Annotated in this window: 15 protein-coding genes; 4 read left to right on the top strand and 11 right to left on the bottom strand. The window is 73.6% G+C overall.

The window, feature by feature from the left end; translation table 11 throughout:
• Positions 1–29: 29 nt before the first annotated feature.
• The 7 genes from ACIRP2_RS19755 to ACIRP2_RS19725 form a co-directional block, all read right to left on the bottom strand.
• On the bottom strand, positions 30–209 hold the full coding sequence (locus tag ACIRP2_RS19755) for a hypothetical protein (protein ID WP_361446901.1): 180 nt from the start codon (positions 207–209) through the stop codon (positions 30–32).
• Positions 210–319: 110 nt separating this feature from the next.
• Complete coding sequence (locus ACIRP2_RS19750; protein ID WP_404251969.1) at positions 320–901, bottom strand: hypothetical protein; 582 nt, start codon at positions 899–901, stop codon at positions 320–322.
• Positions 902–1,039: 138 nt separating this feature from the next.
• On the bottom strand, positions 1,040–1,837 hold the full coding sequence (locus tag ACIRP2_RS19745; RefSeq protein WP_404251854.1) for a type III pantothenate kinase: 798 nt from the start codon (positions 1,835–1,837) through the stop codon (positions 1,040–1,042).
• Positions 1,837–2,880 carry a carboxylating nicotinate-nucleotide diphosphorylase gene (gene nadC / locus ACIRP2_RS19740; RefSeq protein WP_404251853.1) on the bottom strand — a complete coding sequence of 348 codons (1,044 nt, stop codon included), beginning with the start codon at positions 2,878–2,880 and terminating at the stop codon, positions 1,837–1,839. The genes ACIRP2_RS19745 and nadC overlap by 1 nt, the downstream gene beginning before the upstream one ends.
• A 2-nt stretch (positions 2,881–2,882) precedes the next feature.
• Positions 2,883–4,625 carry an L-aspartate oxidase gene (locus ACIRP2_RS19735; protein WP_404251851.1) on the bottom strand — a complete coding sequence of 581 codons (1,743 nt, stop codon included), beginning with the start codon at positions 4,623–4,625 and terminating at the stop codon, positions 2,883–2,885.
• Positions 4,622–5,710: a pantoate--beta-alanine ligase gene (gene panC / locus ACIRP2_RS19730; RefSeq protein WP_404251849.1), complete on the bottom strand. Its 1,089-nt coding sequence runs from the start codon at positions 5,708–5,710 to the stop codon at positions 4,622–4,624. Before panC ends, ACIRP2_RS19735 begins: the two co-directional genes overlap by 4 nt.
• Complete coding sequence (locus tag ACIRP2_RS19725; RefSeq protein ID WP_391746162.1) at positions 5,707–6,657, bottom strand: Rossmann-like and DUF2520 domain-containing protein; 951 nt, start codon at positions 6,655–6,657, stop codon at positions 5,707–5,709. The genes panC and ACIRP2_RS19725 overlap by 4 nt, the downstream gene beginning before the upstream one ends.
• Positions 6,658–6,852: 195 nt before the next feature.
• Here ACIRP2_RS19725 and ACIRP2_RS19720 point away from each other — a divergent pair, with 195 nt between their 5' ends.
• Positions 6,853–8,100 (top strand): threonine aldolase family protein, encoded by a 1,248-nt coding sequence (locus ACIRP2_RS19720; RefSeq protein ID WP_404251967.1) that lies wholly within the window; start codon positions 6,853–6,855, stop codon positions 8,098–8,100.
• 70 nt (positions 8,101–8,170) lie between these two features.
• Here the strand turns inward: ACIRP2_RS19720 and ACIRP2_RS19715 are convergent, their stop codons facing one another.
• Positions 8,171–8,404: a hypothetical protein gene (locus tag ACIRP2_RS19715; protein WP_404251847.1), complete on the bottom strand. Its 234-nt coding sequence runs from the start codon at positions 8,402–8,404 to the stop codon at positions 8,171–8,173.
• A gap of 105 nt (positions 8,405–8,509) precedes the next feature.
• Between ACIRP2_RS19715 and ACIRP2_RS19710 the strand changes: the two genes are divergently transcribed.
• Positions 8,510–9,622 carry a DUF5937 family protein gene (locus ACIRP2_RS19710; RefSeq protein WP_404251965.1) on the top strand — a complete coding sequence of 371 codons (1,113 nt, stop codon included), beginning with the start codon at positions 8,510–8,512 and terminating at the stop codon, positions 9,620–9,622.
• A 12-nt stretch (positions 9,623–9,634) separates the two neighbouring features.
• Here the strand turns inward: ACIRP2_RS19710 and ACIRP2_RS19705 are convergent, their stop codons facing one another.
• Both ACIRP2_RS19705 and ACIRP2_RS19700 read right to left on the bottom strand, forming a co-directional pair.
• Positions 9,635–10,312 (bottom strand): response regulator, encoded by a 678-nt coding sequence (locus ACIRP2_RS19705; protein ID WP_404251845.1) that lies wholly within the window; start codon positions 10,310–10,312, stop codon positions 9,635–9,637.
• A 42-nt stretch (positions 10,313–10,354) separates the two neighbouring features.
• On the bottom strand, positions 10,355–11,557 hold the full coding sequence (locus tag ACIRP2_RS19700; RefSeq protein ID WP_404251843.1) for a sensor histidine kinase: 1,203 nt from the start codon (positions 11,555–11,557) through the stop codon (positions 10,355–10,357).
• A gap of 96 nt (positions 11,558–11,653) precedes the next feature.
• On the opposite strand from ACIRP2_RS19700, the gene ACIRP2_RS19695 reads away from it, so the two are divergent.
• Positions 11,654–12,646, top strand: a complete 993-nt coding sequence (locus ACIRP2_RS19695; protein ID WP_404251841.1) for an SAM-dependent methyltransferase — start codon at positions 11,654–11,656, stop codon at positions 12,644–12,646.
• Positions 12,647–12,748: 102 nt separating this feature from the next.
• Complete coding sequence (locus tag ACIRP2_RS19690; RefSeq protein ID WP_351077463.1) at positions 12,749–13,891, top strand: NADH-quinone oxidoreductase subunit D; 1,143 nt, start codon at positions 12,749–12,751, stop codon at positions 13,889–13,891.
• A gap of 147 nt (positions 13,892–14,038) precedes the next feature.
• Here the strand turns inward: ACIRP2_RS19690 and ACIRP2_RS19685 are convergent, their stop codons facing one another.
• The gene (locus ACIRP2_RS19685; RefSeq protein ID WP_404251839.1) at positions 14,039–15,049 is read right to left on the bottom strand and encodes a hypothetical protein; all 1,011 of its coding nucleotides are present in this window, start codon (positions 15,047–15,049) and stop codon (positions 14,039–14,041) included.
• Positions 15,050–15,112 lie beyond the last annotated feature (63 nt).

The raw sequence follows: 15,112 nt of genomic DNA, 5'->3' as shown, positions 1-15,112 counted from the left end.
GCCTTTCGGGTACTGCGAGGTACGGGGAGTCAGACGCCGTCGGTGCGCGGCGCCTGCTGGACGGACTCGGCGCGACCGACCGCCAGGTCCACGGCCGCGTCCTCCTTGGCCTTGTTGGGACCGCCCTGGCTCTTGACGATCGTCACGACGAGGCCGATGAAGAAGGCGGCCATCACCACGGGGGGCACGAGCGCGGATACGTAGTCCATGACGTCCAGAGTAGCGAGGCCGGTACGGACTTCCGCGCGCCCCCTCCGCGTCGAGCCGCTGAGGGCTGTCCCGTAATCCCTGGCGCCCGCCGGGGATTACGGGACGGCCCTCAGCCCGCCGCCCACTGCTGCCGCGGCGGGGCGGGCTTGCGGGGCGGGAAGACCTCGGAGGGCTTGGGAGCCGGGCGCCGCTCGGACGGCGGGACGGGCCGGGGCGGGGCCGCCGGGGTCTTGGGCCGCTCGGGTTCGGCGTCGGCCGCCCGACCGCCGGGCAGGGCCAGCAGGCGACTGCGGGGCGCCGGGGCCGCCACCGGCGCGGCACGCCCGGCCAGGCGGGCCCGCACCGAGCGCTCCGCGAGCATCTGACAGCGCTCCAGGAGCGCCGCGGCCACCGGCCTGTGGCGCAGGGCGCGCAGCGCGGCCAGGTCGTCGGGGCGGGGGTCGTATCCGCCCGCCAGGGCGTCCTGGAGCAGCTCCAGGTAGCCGCTGACGGAGCCGGGGAGGGCGTTGCGGTAGCGGACGAGGTCGGCGAGGAGGAACGTGCGCAGTCGTCCCGCCTCGCCGACCGCCTCGTCCACGGCGCCCGCCAGTCGCAGGCAGTCCTGGACGTCCTCGTCGGGCAGGGGCTTGGGGTGAAGGGCGATGGCGAGGGCACGTCGGAGCACCCGCAGCTCGTCCGCGCTGAACGCCATACCGCCGCGTGATCCGTAAGGCGTGGGCATGACGCGACAATACGTGCTAAAGGGACAAAATCCTCTTAGCTGGCCGTCGGCGGCGCGGCGTCGGCCCCCGCCCCGCCGGACCGTTCCCGCAGGTACGCCCCGTATCCGCTACATCCGGGACACATTCCGCTCGTAGACCAGGCGCAGCCCGATGAGAGTGAGCCAGGGCTCGTGCTCGTCGATGACGGAGGACTCGCCCAACACCATCGGCGCAAGGCCGCCCGTCGCGATGACGGTGACGTCGTCGGGGTCGGCCGCCAGCTCCTTCTTCATCCGCGCGACGACACCGTCGACCTGGCCGGCGAAGCCGTAGATGATGCCCGACTGCATCGCCTCGACCGTGTTCTTGCCGATCACGCTGCGCGGCCGGGCCAGTTCGATCTTGCGGAGCTGGGCGCCCCTGACGCCCAGCGCCTCGACCGAGATCTCGATGCCGGGGGCGATCACACCGCCGGTGTACTCGCCCCGGGCGGAGACCGCGTCGAAGGTCGTGGCCGTCCCGAAGTCGACGACGATCGCCGGACCGCCGTACAGGTCGACGGCGGCGACCGCGTTGATGATGCGGTCCGCGCCGACCTCCTTCGGGTTGTCCATCAGGATCGGCACGCCGGTCTTGATGCCCGGCTCGACGAGGACCGCGGGGACGTCGCCGTAGTAGCGGCGGGTCACCTCGCGCAGCTCGTGCAGGACGGCCGGGACCGTGGAGCAGATCGCGATGCCCTCGATGCCGTCGCCCAGCTCCTCGCCGAGCAGCGGGTGCATGCCCATCAGCCCCTGGAGCAGTACCGCGAGTTCGTCCGCGGTGCGGCGGGCGTCGGTGGAGATCCGCCAGTGCTCGACGATCTCCTCACCGTCGAACAGGCCGAGCACGGTGTGGGTGTTGCCGACGTCGATGGTGAGCAGCATCAGACGCCGGCCTCGTCGGTGTCGCGGAAGTCCAGGCCGATGTCGAGGATCGGCGAGGAGTGGGTGAGCGCGCCGACGGCCAGGTAGTCGACGCCCGCCTCCGCGTAGGCGCGCGCGGTGTCGAGGGAGAGTCGGCCGGAGGACTCCAGGACCGCGCGGCCGCCGACCAGGGCGACCGCCTCGGCCGTCTGCAGCGGGGTGAAGTTGTCCAGCAGGATCAGATCGGCGCCCGCGTCGATGACCTCGCGGACCTGCTGCAGGGTGTCGACCTCGACCTCGATCGGTACGTCCGGGAACTCGTCCCGTACCCGCTTGAAGGCCTCGGCCACACCTCCCGCCGCGATCACGTGGTTGTCCTTGACCAGCGCCGCGTCCGACAGCGACATGCGGTGGTTGACGCCGCCGCCGCAGCGCACCGCGTACTTCTCCATGGCGCGCAGGCCCGGCGTGGTCTTGCGGGTGTCGCGGACCTCGGCCTTCGTGCCTTCGAGCACATCGGCCCAGGCGCGGGTGGCGGTCGCGATGCCGGAGAGCCTGCAGAGCAGGTTGAGCGCGCTGCGCTCGCCGGTGAGCAGGTCGCGGGTGCGGGTGGTGACGGTCAGCAGCTTCTGGCCGGGGACGACGCGGTCGCCGTCCTCGACGTGGCGCTCGACGGCGAACTCGTCCGTGCAGACGATGGACAGGACGGCCTCGGCGATGCGCAGGCCCGCCACCACTCCCGCCTCCCGGGCGGTGAAGTCGCCCGTGGCCACGGCGTCCTCGGAGACGGTCGCGACGGTGGTGACGTCGACACCGCCGTCGAGGTCCTCCTCGATGGCCACGTGCGCGACGTCCTCGACCTGGACCGGGTCCAGGCCGGCGTCGGCGAGGAGCTGGGCGAGGTCGGGGTCGAGGCCGCACTCCAGCGGGTCGAGCTCGTAGAGCTCGTCCGCGCCGCAGCCGCAGCCGTCCCCGCAGCCGCCCGCGGACGGTGCGGGCGCGCCGATCTGGATCAGCGGTACGTCCACGGGTGTGGGGCGCGGATTCTCTTCGGGCGTGCTCACGGTTACGGCTCCTCGGTGACGTCGGCGGGGTGGGTCGGGGGTGCTGCTGCGCAGTCTGGTGCCTGCGTGGGACGTACGGGCCCGAATGCCTCGGTCTCCGTCCGACGGAGGACCGGTTGACGCTCCGGGGTGAGCCGGACGACGAGGTGACGGCGCCAGTTCTCGTCGTCGCGCTCGGGCCGGTCCTCGCGCCAGTGGCAGCCTCGGGTCTCCTCGCGCCGACGGGCGGCGGCGACCAGGACGCGCGAGACGAGCAGCAGGTTGGTGGCCTCCCAGGCCTCGACCCCGGGCACCGCGACCTTGGGCTCGGTCGCCTCGGCGGCGCGGGCGGCGCCGTCGTGCAGGGCCTCCAGCTCCTCGGCGGCGGCGGCCAGGCTCTCTGCGGAGCGGAGGACTCCGGCGCCCCGGGTCATGATCCGCTGGATCGTGCCGCGCGCCTCGGGGGCGAGCAGCGGCGAGGGGGCGGGCAGGGCGTCGGTCGCCGGGGCGCCCGCGCGGGGACGGTCCTCGACGATGTCGGCCGCGATGCGCTCGGCGAAGACGAGACCCTCCAGGAGGGAGTTGGACGCCAGTCGGTTCGCGCCGTGCACCCCGGTGCAGGCGACCTCGCCGCAGGCGTACAGGCCGGGCACCGTCGTACGTCCCCGCAGGTCGGTGCGGATGCCGCCGGAGGCGTAGTGCGCGGCGGGCGCGACCGGGACGGGCTCGGTGACCGGGTCGATGCCATGGGCGCGGCAGGCCGCCAGGATCGTGGGGAAGCGCCGCTCCCACATCTCGGCACCGAAGTGCCGGGCGTCGAGATACATGTTCTCGGTGCCGTGCAGCTGCATCCGACGGGTGATCGCCTTGGCGACGATGTCGCGCGGGGCCAGCTCCGCCAGTTCGTGCTGGTCGGCCATGAAGCGCGTGCCCGACGCGTCGACCAGATGGGCGCCTTCGCCCCGTACCGCCTCCGACACCAGGGGCTGCTGGCCCTCGGAGTCGGCGCCGAGGAAGAGGACCGTCGGGTGGAACTGGACGAATTCGAGGTCGGAGACCTCCGCGCCGGCCCGCAGTGCCAGGGCCACGCCGTCGCCGGTGGAGACCGCCGGGTTGGTGGTGGCGGAGAACACCTGGCCCATGCCACCGGTGGCGAGGACCACCGCGGGGGCGCGGACCGCGCCGACGCCGTCGTGCTGGCCCTCGCCCATGACGTGCAGCGTGACGCCCGCGGTCCGGCCTTCGGCGTCCGTGAGCAGATCCAGGACCAGGGCGTTCTCGACGGTGTGCAGGGCGGCTTCGCGGACCGCTTCGACCAGGGTGCGGGAGATCTCGGCGCCCGTGGCGTCGCCGCCCGCGTGGGCTATGCGGCGGCGGTGGTGGCCGCCCTCGCGGGTCAGGGCGATGTCGCCGCTGTCCGTGGTGTCGAAGTGGGCGCCGGTCCCGATCAGCCGGCGCACGGCGTCGGGGCCCTCGGTGACCAGGGTCCGCACCGCCGACTCGTCGCACAGGCCCGCGCCCGCGACCAGGGTGTCGTCCAGGTGCTGCTGGGGGGTGTCGCCCTCGCCGAGGGCCGCCGCGATACCGCCCTGCGCCCAGCGGGTGGAGCCGTCGTCGAGGCGGGCCTTGGTGACGACGACGGTGGCGAGGCCCGCGGCCGCGCAGCGAAGCGCGGTGGTGAGACCGGCCACGCCGGAGCCGACGACCACGACATCGGCGTCGATGGACCAGCCGGGGGCGGGGGCGGTCAGCCGTATTCCGGTCACGTGGTGGCTCCGAAGGTCAGCGGGATGTTGTCGATGAGGCGGGTCTTGCCGACCTTCGCGGCGATGGCGAGGATCGCGTCACCGGTGGTGCGGTCGTCGGGGATCTCGGTGAAGTCGGCCGGGTCCACGAGCGCGAGGTAGTCCAGGGCGAGCGGCGGCTGTTCGGCGGCCGCGTCCTCCAGGATCAGCTGCGCCGCGGCGCGTACCGCCGCGGGACCGTCCACGGGGCGGGCCAGGGCCACCGCCTGGGTGTCGGCCGCCGCTCGGGTCTCGCCGAGCGCGGTGAGGGCGGCGGCCCGGCCGGTGGTCGCCGCGGTGGTCTGCGCGCGGGCATGCAGCGCCTGCTGGGCGGCGAGCCTGTCCCGCGCCGCGAACAGGGCCCGGGACAGCGCGAGGGCGGTGTGCCGCTCCTCGGCGTCCAGGAAGCGGTTGCGGCTGGAGAGCGCGAGGCCGTCCGGTTCGCGGACCGTCTCCACGCCGACGATCTCGACCGGGAAGTTCAGATCGCGCACCATGCGGCGGATCAGCGCGAGCTGCTGGGCGTCCTTCTGCCCGTAGAACGCGGCATCGGGCCGGGTGAGGTGCAGGAGCTTGGCGACGACGGTGAGCATGCCGTCGAAGTGCCCGGGACGGGAAGCCCCTTCCAGCCGCTCGCCCATGGGCCCCGCCGAGATCCGGACCTGCGGCTCGCCGCCGGGGTAGACCTCCTCGACGGACGGCGCGAAGACCGCGTCCGCCCCGGCGGCGCCCGCCACGGCAAGATCGGCTTCGAGGGTACGGGGGTAGCGCTCCAGGTCGGCGGCCTCGCCGAACTGGAGCGGATTGACGAAGACGGTGACGACGACCTGCCCGTCCGGGCCCGCGGCCGCGCGTGCGGTACGGATCAGGGTGGCGTGGCCCTCGTGCAGGGCGCCCATGGTCATGACGACGGCCCGCGGTCCCCTGCGGGGCGCGGACGCGGCGAGTTCGGCGGTGGTACGGAGCAGGGGGGCCGCCGGGACGGTGCCGGCTGCACGGGTCGGGGCGGCGGGGCGGGGGGCGCCCGGTGTGCGCGGCGTGCCGGGCCTGCCGGTGGTGGGGGTCATCGGGGCTCCTGTGATCCGGTGCCGCCCGTGGTGCCGGTGCCGTCGGCGAGGACGCCGAGCAGGTCCTCGGCCAGCTCCGGCTTGAGCATGCCGTGGGCGAGTGCGCGGTCGGCGGTGGCGCGGGCCATCGCGACATAGCCGGCCACGGCCTGGGGAGCGTGCTCGCGCAGCTCGCCGATGTGCGCCGCGACGGTGCCGGCGTCGCCGCGGGCCACGGGGCCGGTCAGGGCCGCGTCGCCGGAGCGCAGGGCGTTGTCGAGCGCGGCGCCGAGGAGGGGGCCGAGCATCCGGTCGGGGGCGGCGACCCCGGCCGTACGCAGCAGCTCCATCGACTGGGCGACCAGGGTGACCAGGTGGTTCGCGCCGAGGGCGAGCGCCGCGTGGTAGAGCGGGCGGGACTCCTCGGCGATCCACTCGGGCTCGCCGCCCATCTCGATGACCAGCGCCTCGGCGGCGAGCCGCAGCTCCTCGGGGGCGGTCACGCCGAAGGAGCAGCCGGCCAGCCGCTGGACGTCGACGGAGGTGCCGGTGAACGTCATCGCCGGGTGCAGGGCGAGCGGCAGGGCGCCGGCCCGCAGCGCCGGGTCCAGCACCTTCGTCCCGTACCGCCCGGACGTGTGGACGATCAGCTGTCCGGGCCGTACCGCGCCGGTCTCGGCCAGGCCCTCGACCAGGCCGGGAAGGGCGTCGTCGGGGACGGTCAGCAGCACCAGCTCGGCACGCGCGAGAACCTCGGCGGGCGGCACCAGCGGTACGTCGGGGAGCAGGGCGGCCGCCCTGCGCACGGACGCGTCGGAGACGCCCGACACGGCGACCGGTCGGTGCCCGGCAAGCTGCAGGGACGCGGCGAGAGCGGGGCCGACGCGGCCCGCGCCCACGACGCCGACCGTGAGGCGGGCGGGGCGGTCCCTCGCGTCGAGGGGCTCCTTGGGGGCTGTTGCATTCACGCGGCGGTGGCCTTCCGTTCCAGTCCGCGGGGGGTACCGGACGATTCCTCTGCATGCTACGCCAGCGTTTCGTCCGGGTTCCCGGCTGTCCACAGCCTGTGGGAAAAGTCCGACGCGGCGCGGGGCGGGGCCGGTGGGCCCGGAATTCGTTCGGGTGCGAACCGCACTCTGCGTGATGATCGTCCCATGACAGACATGCCGCACACGGATCAGCAGGTACAAGGGCGACGGGCGCGGGGCGGGGCGCGGGAGGGCGCGGAGGAGATCGGACAGGCCGAGGGCGCTCCGGCGCACGAGCCGGATCCGTCGGGGGAGGAGGTGCAGCGGCTGCGCAGGCTGAACGCCTGGCACGCGGCCGAGCGGGTTCTCGCCAGGCCGCCCATGCACCTTTCGCTCGGTGAGCGGCTCGCCGCGCTGGCGGCGGGGGCGGGATCGGTCACCGATCTCGACCGTCCCGCGGACACCTACGGCGACGGCGTCGTCGCCGAGCTGGAGGGGCGGATCGCCGACCTGCTGGGCATGGAGGCCGCTGCGTTCTTCCCGACCGGGACGATGGCGCAGCAGGTCGCGCTGCGGTGCTGGGCCGGACGGACCGGCAGTCCCACGGTGGCGCTGCACCCCCTGGCCCACCCCGAGGTGCACGAGCGCGGCGCGCTGGGGGCGGTGACCGGGCTGCGCACCGTCCATCCGACGTCCGAGCCCAGGCTGCCCACGGCGCGGGAGATCCAGGACTTCGCCGAGCCGTTCGGCACGCTGATGCTGGAGCTGCCGTTGCGCGACGCCGGATTCGTCCTGCCGACGTGGGAGGAGCTGGAGGCCGTGGTGGCGGCCGCCCGGGAACGCGATGCGGTGGTGCACTTCGACGGCGCGCGACTGTGGGAGTGCGCCCCCCACTTCGGGCGGGAACTGCCGGAGATCGCGGCGCTCGCCGACAGCGTCTACGTCTCGTTCTACAAGACCCTCGGCGGAATCTCCGGGGCCGCGCTGGCCGGGCCCGAATCGCTGATCGAGGAGGCCCGCACCTGGCGCCACCGGTACGGCGGGCAGGTCTTCCAGCAGTTCCCCGCGGCGCTCGCCGCCCTGATCGGCCTGGAGCAGGAGCTGCCGCTGCTGCCTTCGTACGTGGCACAGGCGACCGTGGTGGCCGAGGCGCTGGCCGAGGGCTTCTCGGCGGCCGGCACCGGTTGGTTCCGGGTGCATCCGGAACCGCCGCACACGCACCAGTTCCAGGTGTGGCTGCCGTACGGGGCGGATGTTCTCACGGAGGCCTCGGTGCGGCAGGCCGAGGAGACGGGCGTGGTGCTCTTCCGCCGCTGGTACCCCGCGGCCGCCGGGCCGCCCGGGGTGTCGTTCACCGAGGTCACAGTGGGACGCGAAGGCCTGGAGTGGACGGCGGCGGAGGTACGGGAGGCGGTGGCGGAGTTCGTGAAGCGGCTGACCTGACGGGCGGCGGCCGGGCCGGCCGGGTGGCCGGACACGTCCGCCCCGGGGCGCCGCCCGGCCGGTTCCGCCCTCAGACGCCGCACCGGCCGACGGCACCGGCGCGGTGGCGTCGGGTGAACAGCTCCCGCAGCGCCGTCCGCCACCGGCGGCGCGCCGGGCGGCCCGCGATCACCAGGTCGAAACGGCGCCGGTCGCGGGCCTCTCGCACCACCCCCCAGTCGTGCCGTCCCGGCAGTGGAGGCGGCAGCTCACCTCGCTGAGCTGCCCGGTAGCTGTCGAACATGTGCTGCTGAATGGCGTCCATGGCCTCAGCGTGGGCCGGGCCCGACCGGTCCGGCCCACCGATTGACGACCACCGTCAAATGGCACGTGGGCCGCCGCGCGCACCCCGCACCATGGAGGGGTGAGCGTGCACATCGACATCGCCGGGCTGGCGCCCGAGAGCATCGTCTTCGAGACTTCCCCCCTCGCCGAGCTGGGGCTCGCCCTGCATGCCCTCTCCGAGCCCGGACACCACCCGGGGCTGCACGGCTGGGCGACGGCGACCGCCAGCGCGCTGGAACCCGACCTCGCCGACCGGCTGCACGAGGCCGAGTTCCTGTGGCGCAACACGTTCTCGGACGTCTTCCTGCCGTTCGCCGGAGTCCGTGGCGGCAGCGGCAGGACGGGCGCGAACCTCGCCGAGGACCTGGACATCCTCGACCGGCTGGACGACGAGCGGTTCGTCGCCGCCGCCCTGGAGTTCACCTGCTCCAGCCTGTACGGGCTCGGCGCGCCCTCCCCGCTCTGCGACGCGACGATGCGCGCCCGCGCCCTGGACATGGCGGCGGCGCGCGGCCCCCAGCAGGTGGAGTTCACCCAGCAGCTGCTGGCCGACCCCGCCCCCCTGCGCCGCTGGATCCGCCGCCTGTTCGAGGACTGCGACCAGGCGTTCTTCTCCGACACCTGGCGAAGGGTGCAGGTCCAGCTGGTCGCCGACGCCCGGCACAAGACGGATCTGCTGCGCCGCAAGGGGCTCGGCGAGGCGGTGGCCGCGGTGTCCACGGCACTGTCGCTCGACGAGGCCGGGACCCGGATCAGCGCCGACAAGCTCACCGAGGGCCGCGCCAATGCCGCCGATCCGGCCGTCGGCCGCCCCGGACTCACCCTCGTCCCGTCCGCCTTCGGCTGGCCGCACCTGAACCTGCTGCACGCGCCGGGCTGGCGCCCGGTGATCCACTACCCGGTGCACCGCCCCGAGCTGTCGTCCCCCGCCGTGGAACTGCTCCAGCTGCGCATGGAGGCGCTGGCCCACCCGATGCGGATGCGCCTGTGCCGTCATCTCGCCCGGTCCGCGTACACGACCGGCGAACTCGCCGACACGTACGGCATCACGGCGCCCGAGGTCTCCCGGCATCTCGCGGCGCTGAAGAAGGCGGGCCTGGTCACCACCAGGCGGCGCGGCCGGTACGTCCAGCACCAGCTGGACCTGACCGTGGTGGCCCGGCTGGGCAGCGACTTCCTGGAGGGCATCCTGCGCTGAGCCGGGGCCGGGTCAGCCCGCCCCGCCCCCGCCTGCCCTGACCAGCCCGGTCTCGTACGCGAGGACGACGACCTGCACCCGGTCGCGCAGGTTCAGTTTGGTGAGGATGCGGCCCACGTGCGTCTTCACGGTCGCCTCGGAGAGCACCAGGCGGGCCGCGATCTCGCCGTTCGACAGCCCCTGCGCGACCAGCAGCATCACTTCGCGTTCGCGTTCGGTGAGCTTGGCGACGCCCTTGTGCTGCGGCTCGCTGTTGCCGCTCGGCAGCATCGGTGAGAAGCGGTCGAGCAGCCGACGGGTGGTGGACGGGGCGACCACGGCGTCGCCGCTGTGCACGGAGCGGATGGCGGCGAGCAGTTCGCCCGGCGGCACGTCCTTGAGCATGAAACCGCTGGCCCCGGCCTTCAGCCCGGAGAAGGCGTACTCGTCGAGGTCGAACGTGGTCAGGATGAGCACCTTGGGCGCACCGGGCTGCGCGCAGATGCGCCGGGTCGCCTCGACACCGTCGAGCCTCGGCATCCGGACGTCCATCAGCACCACGTCGACGGCGGTGGACCGCAGGTTCTCGATCGCCTCCGCACCGTCGCCGGCCTCGGCCACGACCTCCATGTCCGGCTGGGCGGCGAGCACCATCCGGAAGCCGGTGCGCAGCAGCACCTGGTCGTCGACGAGCATCACGCGGATGGCCATGAGGTGTCCTGTCTCCTGTCTGTCCTGCGGAAATCCGAAGGTCTAGTGGGCCGGCTTGAGCGGCAGCAGTGCGCTGATCCGGAACCCGCCGCCGGGGCGCGGCCCGGCGTCCAGCGTGCCGCCGACCATGCCGACCCGCTCGCGCATGCCGATCATCCCGTGGCCCGCGCCGTCGGCGCCGCCGTCCTCGTACAGCTCGTGCGCCGCGCCCCGCCCGTCGTCCTCGACCAGCAGTCCGAGGCCGTCGTCGAAGTAGACCAGCCGCACACTGGCCCCGGCGTCCGGGCCGCCGTGCTTGCGCGTGTTGGTCAGGGCCTCCTGCACGATGCGGTACGCGGTCAGCTCCACCCCGCTGGGCAGCGGGCGCGGTGTGCCCTCGATCTTGAAGTCGACGGCCAGGCCGGTCTGCCTGACCTGCTCGATGAGGTCCTCGATCTGCTCCACATCGGGCTGCGGGACGTACTCCCCGCTCTCCTTGGCGTCCCCGGTCCGCAGCACCCCGAGCAGCCGTCGCATCTCGGCGAGCGCCTGCCTGCCGGTGCTGGAGATGGTCTCCAGCGCCTGCCGGGCCTGGTCGGGGGCGGCGTCCATGACGTACGCCGCGCCGTCCGCCTGCACCACCATCACCGAGACGTTGTGCGCGACGACGTCGTGGAGCTCGCGGGCGATACGGGCCCGCTCCGCGGCCACCGCGACCTTCGACTGGGCCTCCCGCTCCCGCTCCAGCCGGGCCGCGCGCTCCTCCAGCTGGTCGAAGTACGCGCGCCTGGTGCGCATCGAGTCGCCGAGCACCCAGGCGAGCACGAACGGCACGGTCATCACGACGACGACGAAGGCCTGCTGGAGCCATCCGGTCTGGGGCACGTCCTGCGGCCAGCGCATCTGGGAGATTCCGGCCGCGCTCAGGCTGCAGACCAGCGCGAGCCGGGACGCCCAGCGCTCCCCGATGGTGGCCACGGTGAAGACGATCACCAGCATCGCGAAGTTCACGACGCCCGGCTTGACCCCGAACACCAACTGCACGACGCCCATCGCGACGGTGAGCAGCAGCATCTTCTCCGGCGCGCGCCGGCGCAACGCGACGACGGTGCAGAGGCCGATGATGACCGGCACGGCAGCCAGCCGCCCATCTCCGCGACCGGAATCCGCCACCATGGACAGGCCGGAGAGCCCGAGGAGGAAGACAGCCCAGAAGCTGTCGACGCCCGTCGGGTGTCTGCGGATGAAGTCGTAGAGGCGCTGCACGTAACCCAGCGTAGGGACAGGCGGTGGGGGCACGGGTCAGCCGAAGGGCCGATCCAGCTCCTGGGACCGTACTCCCCAAGGTGGAGACTTGGGAACGTGACGGATGAGTGGCGTGGGTGGCAGGAGGCGGCAGAGACCGCTTTGTACGGAGACGAGGGGTTCTACCGGAGCCCCGAGGGGCCGGCGGGCCACTTCCGCACCTCCGTCCACGCGTCTTCGCTGTTCGCCTCGGCCGTCGCCCGGCTGCTGGTCGGGACGGCCCGGGAGCTGGGCACCGGCTCGGTCGATCTGGTGGACCTGGGCGCGGGGCGGGGCGAACTGCTGACAGGGGTGCTGGCCGCGCTTCCGGCCGCGGGGGCCGGCGATCTGGACGTGCGGGCGTACGCCGTGGAAATCGCCGAGCGCCCGGCCGGCCTGGATCCCCGGATCGAGTGGTGCACCGAACCCCCACGGGGAACGCACGGCCTGCTGTTCGCCAACGAATGGCTGGACAACGTGCCCACCGAGGTCGCCGAGACCGACGCGGACGGCGTCGACCGGTACGTCCTGGTGCGGACGGCGGACGGCGCGGAACGGCTGGGCCAGCCGGTGACCGGGGCGGATGCCGAGTGGCTGCGCCGCTGGTGGCCGTCGGCCGGTCCGGGCAGCCGGGCGGAGATCGGCCGCCCGCGCGACGAGGCCTGGGCGGCGGCGGTGTCCTCGCTGGCCGGGGGCCTCGCGGTGGCGGTCGACTACGCCCACGCACGGGAGGCACGACCGCCCTTCGGCACACTGACCGGCTTCCGGTCCGGCCGCGAGGTGCGACCGGTGCCGGACGGCAGCTGCGACCTCACCTCGCACGTGGCACTGGACGCGTGCGCCGCGGCGGCCGGGGCCGACGCGCCGCCCGAGGTGCTGACGCAGCGCGAGGCGCTGCGCCGCCTCGGCGTCGACGGGGGGCGCCCCCCTCTGTCCCTGGCGTCGACCGACCCGGCCGGATACGTACGGGCCCTCGCCTCGGCGGGCGAGGCGGCGGAACTGACGGCCCGGGGCGGCCTGGGCGACTTCGGCTGGCTGATGCAGCGCAAGGACGGCCCCGCCGGGGTCTGAGGCGCGCTCCCGGTTCCGGGAAGGCGCGGACGGCGGAAGGGTCCCGCACCCCACCCCACCCCGCACCGTCCATCACCCCACCGCTCAAGGAATACTGGCCGTATGACGGAGACGACAGTCGGCATCGGCGGCGCGGCGGAGAGCACCGACATGGTGCTCAACATCGGCCCCCAGCACCCCTCCACCCACGGCGTGCTCCGTCTGCGCATCGTCCTGGACGGCGAGCGCATCCAGCACGCCGAACCGGTCATCGGCTACATGCACCGAGGCGCGGAGAAGCTGTTCGAGGCCCGCGACTACCGGCAGATCGTGATGCTCGCCAACCGCCACGACTGGCTGTCGGCGTTCTCCAACGAGCTGGGTGTCGTGATGGCCGTCGAGCGCATGCTCGGCATGGAGGTCCCGGAGCGCGCGGTCTGGACGCGCACCCTGCTCGCCGAGCTGAACCGGGTCCTGAACCATCTGATGTTCCTCGGCTCCTACCCGCTCGAACTCGGCGGCATCACCCCGGTGTTCTACGCGTTCCGCGAGCGCGAGGAGCTCCAGGCCGTGATGGAGGAGGTCTCCGGCGGCCGGATGCACTACATGTTCAACCGCGTCGGCGGCCTCAAGGAGGACCTCCCCGCGGGCTGGCTCGGCCGTGCCCGGGACGCCGTCGCCTCGGTGCGGTCCCGGATGGACGTGTACGACGACCTGGTGCTCGGCAACGAGATCTTCCGGGGCCGTACCCGCGGTGTGGGCGTGCTGTCCGCCGCGACCGTCCACGCGTACGGGGTGTCCGGGCCGATCGCCCGCGCCTCGGGGGTCGACTTCGATCTGCGGCGAGACGAGCCCTATCTCGCGTACGGGGAGCTCCAGGACACGCTCCGGGTCGTCACCCGCACCGAGGGCGACTGCCTGGCCCGCTTCGAGTGCCTGCTGGAGCAGACGCACAACGCCCTCGATCTCGCGGACGCCTGCCTGGACCGGATGGCCGGCCTGGCACCCGGTCCGATCAACCAGCGGCTGCCCAAGGTCCTGAAGGCCCCCGAGGGCCACACCTACGCCTGGACCGAGAACCCGCTCGGCATCAACGGCTACTACCTGGTGTCCAAGGGCGAGAAGACCCCGTACCGGCTGAAGCTCCGCTCGGCCTCGTACAACAACATCCAGGCGCTCACCGAACTGCTGCCGGGCACGCTGGTCGCCGACATGGTGGCGATCCTGGGCTCGCTCTTCTTCGTCGTCGGCGACATCGACAAGTAGGCCGCCCCGCGGGGCGGCCCACGCCGACGTCTTCCGTTCGGACCGGGCCGGCGTTCGGATCAGGCCGGCGTTTTGATCAGGGCGGCGTTTTGATCAGGTCGGATCAGCGACCGGGGCACGAGCCCGGCAGGATCCGGACGAGAGACTCTACGAGATGGCGCTGCGCAGCTGCGCCATGTCCAGCTGCTCGGTCTCGTCATGCGCGGTCAGGTCGATGACCTTGCCGACGGCCCGGTTCTCGGCCGATCCCGTACGGTGCGCGGCCAGCGCCTCCTCGCCCACCACGTCCGCGAGGTCCTCGTTCTGCACGGACTCGATCGCGGCGCGCGCCTTGTGCGTGCCGAAGAAGTCGAAGCTGCCCTGCGGCACCGGCTGGCGCCGGGGGGCCGCGTACGGAGCGACCGTGCTGGCGACCGGCACGGTCCGGGCCGCGGGCAGCGCGGCGGACGGCCGGGACGCCGGAAGGGCGGTCGGCGGACGGAGATGCCGCGCGTGCGACGGGTCCGCGGCGGCCGCGTGCTTCCCCTGCCGCTCCTCCGCCTCCCGGGCGCGCTCCGCGAGATCGCGCTCCCTGGCCTGCTCGGCGGTACGGCGCGCCTCCTGGAGGGCCCCGTTGCGCGAGAGGTCCTCCAGCGCCTGGGCGGCACGCAGGTAGGCGGCCGGTGTCGGCGTGCTGCGCGCGGCGGGCAGTTCCCGGGGCGCGGCGGCTTCGAGCGCGAGCTGCCTGCGGCCCTCCAGCGCGCTGGCCCGGCCGGTCTCGGCGTTGGCGTACCGACGCAGCAGCGCGGCGTGCTCACCGCGCAGGTTGGCGAGCTCCACGCGCTTGCGGCGCAGCTTCGTCTCCAGCCGTACGCGCAGCTCCCGCGACTCCTCCAGGTCCGCCTCCAGCTCGGCCACGCGCTCCTCGGCCCGCCATTCGTCCCCGGCTCGGGCGCGCGTCAGCTCCGCGACGCGACGGCCCGCTTCCCGGTCCCAGCTGCGCATCAGATACGCACCGGTCACGGCAGCGGCCGCCGCGGCGGCCACCAGACCGCGCAGGACCAGGGGCTCGGCGAGCAGCCAGGCGCCCCCGGCACAGAGGACCGAGACTCCGGCGACGGCCGAAGGCGGAAGGATTCTGTGCAGAGGTGGCGAATGGCGATGACGTCCACGTGGCATGGCCTGAAATTTACCGTGTGTAGGAGGCACTTGGGGAGCCGCCCGCCAATCTGTTCCCGGCCG

The sequence above is a fragment of the Streptomyces sp. NPDC101194 genome, from assembly GCF_044767885.1.
Classification (GTDB): domain Bacteria; phylum Actinomycetota; class Actinomycetes; order Streptomycetales; family Streptomycetaceae; genus Streptomyces.
This window is presented reverse-complemented; position numbering and strand designations above follow the sequence as displayed.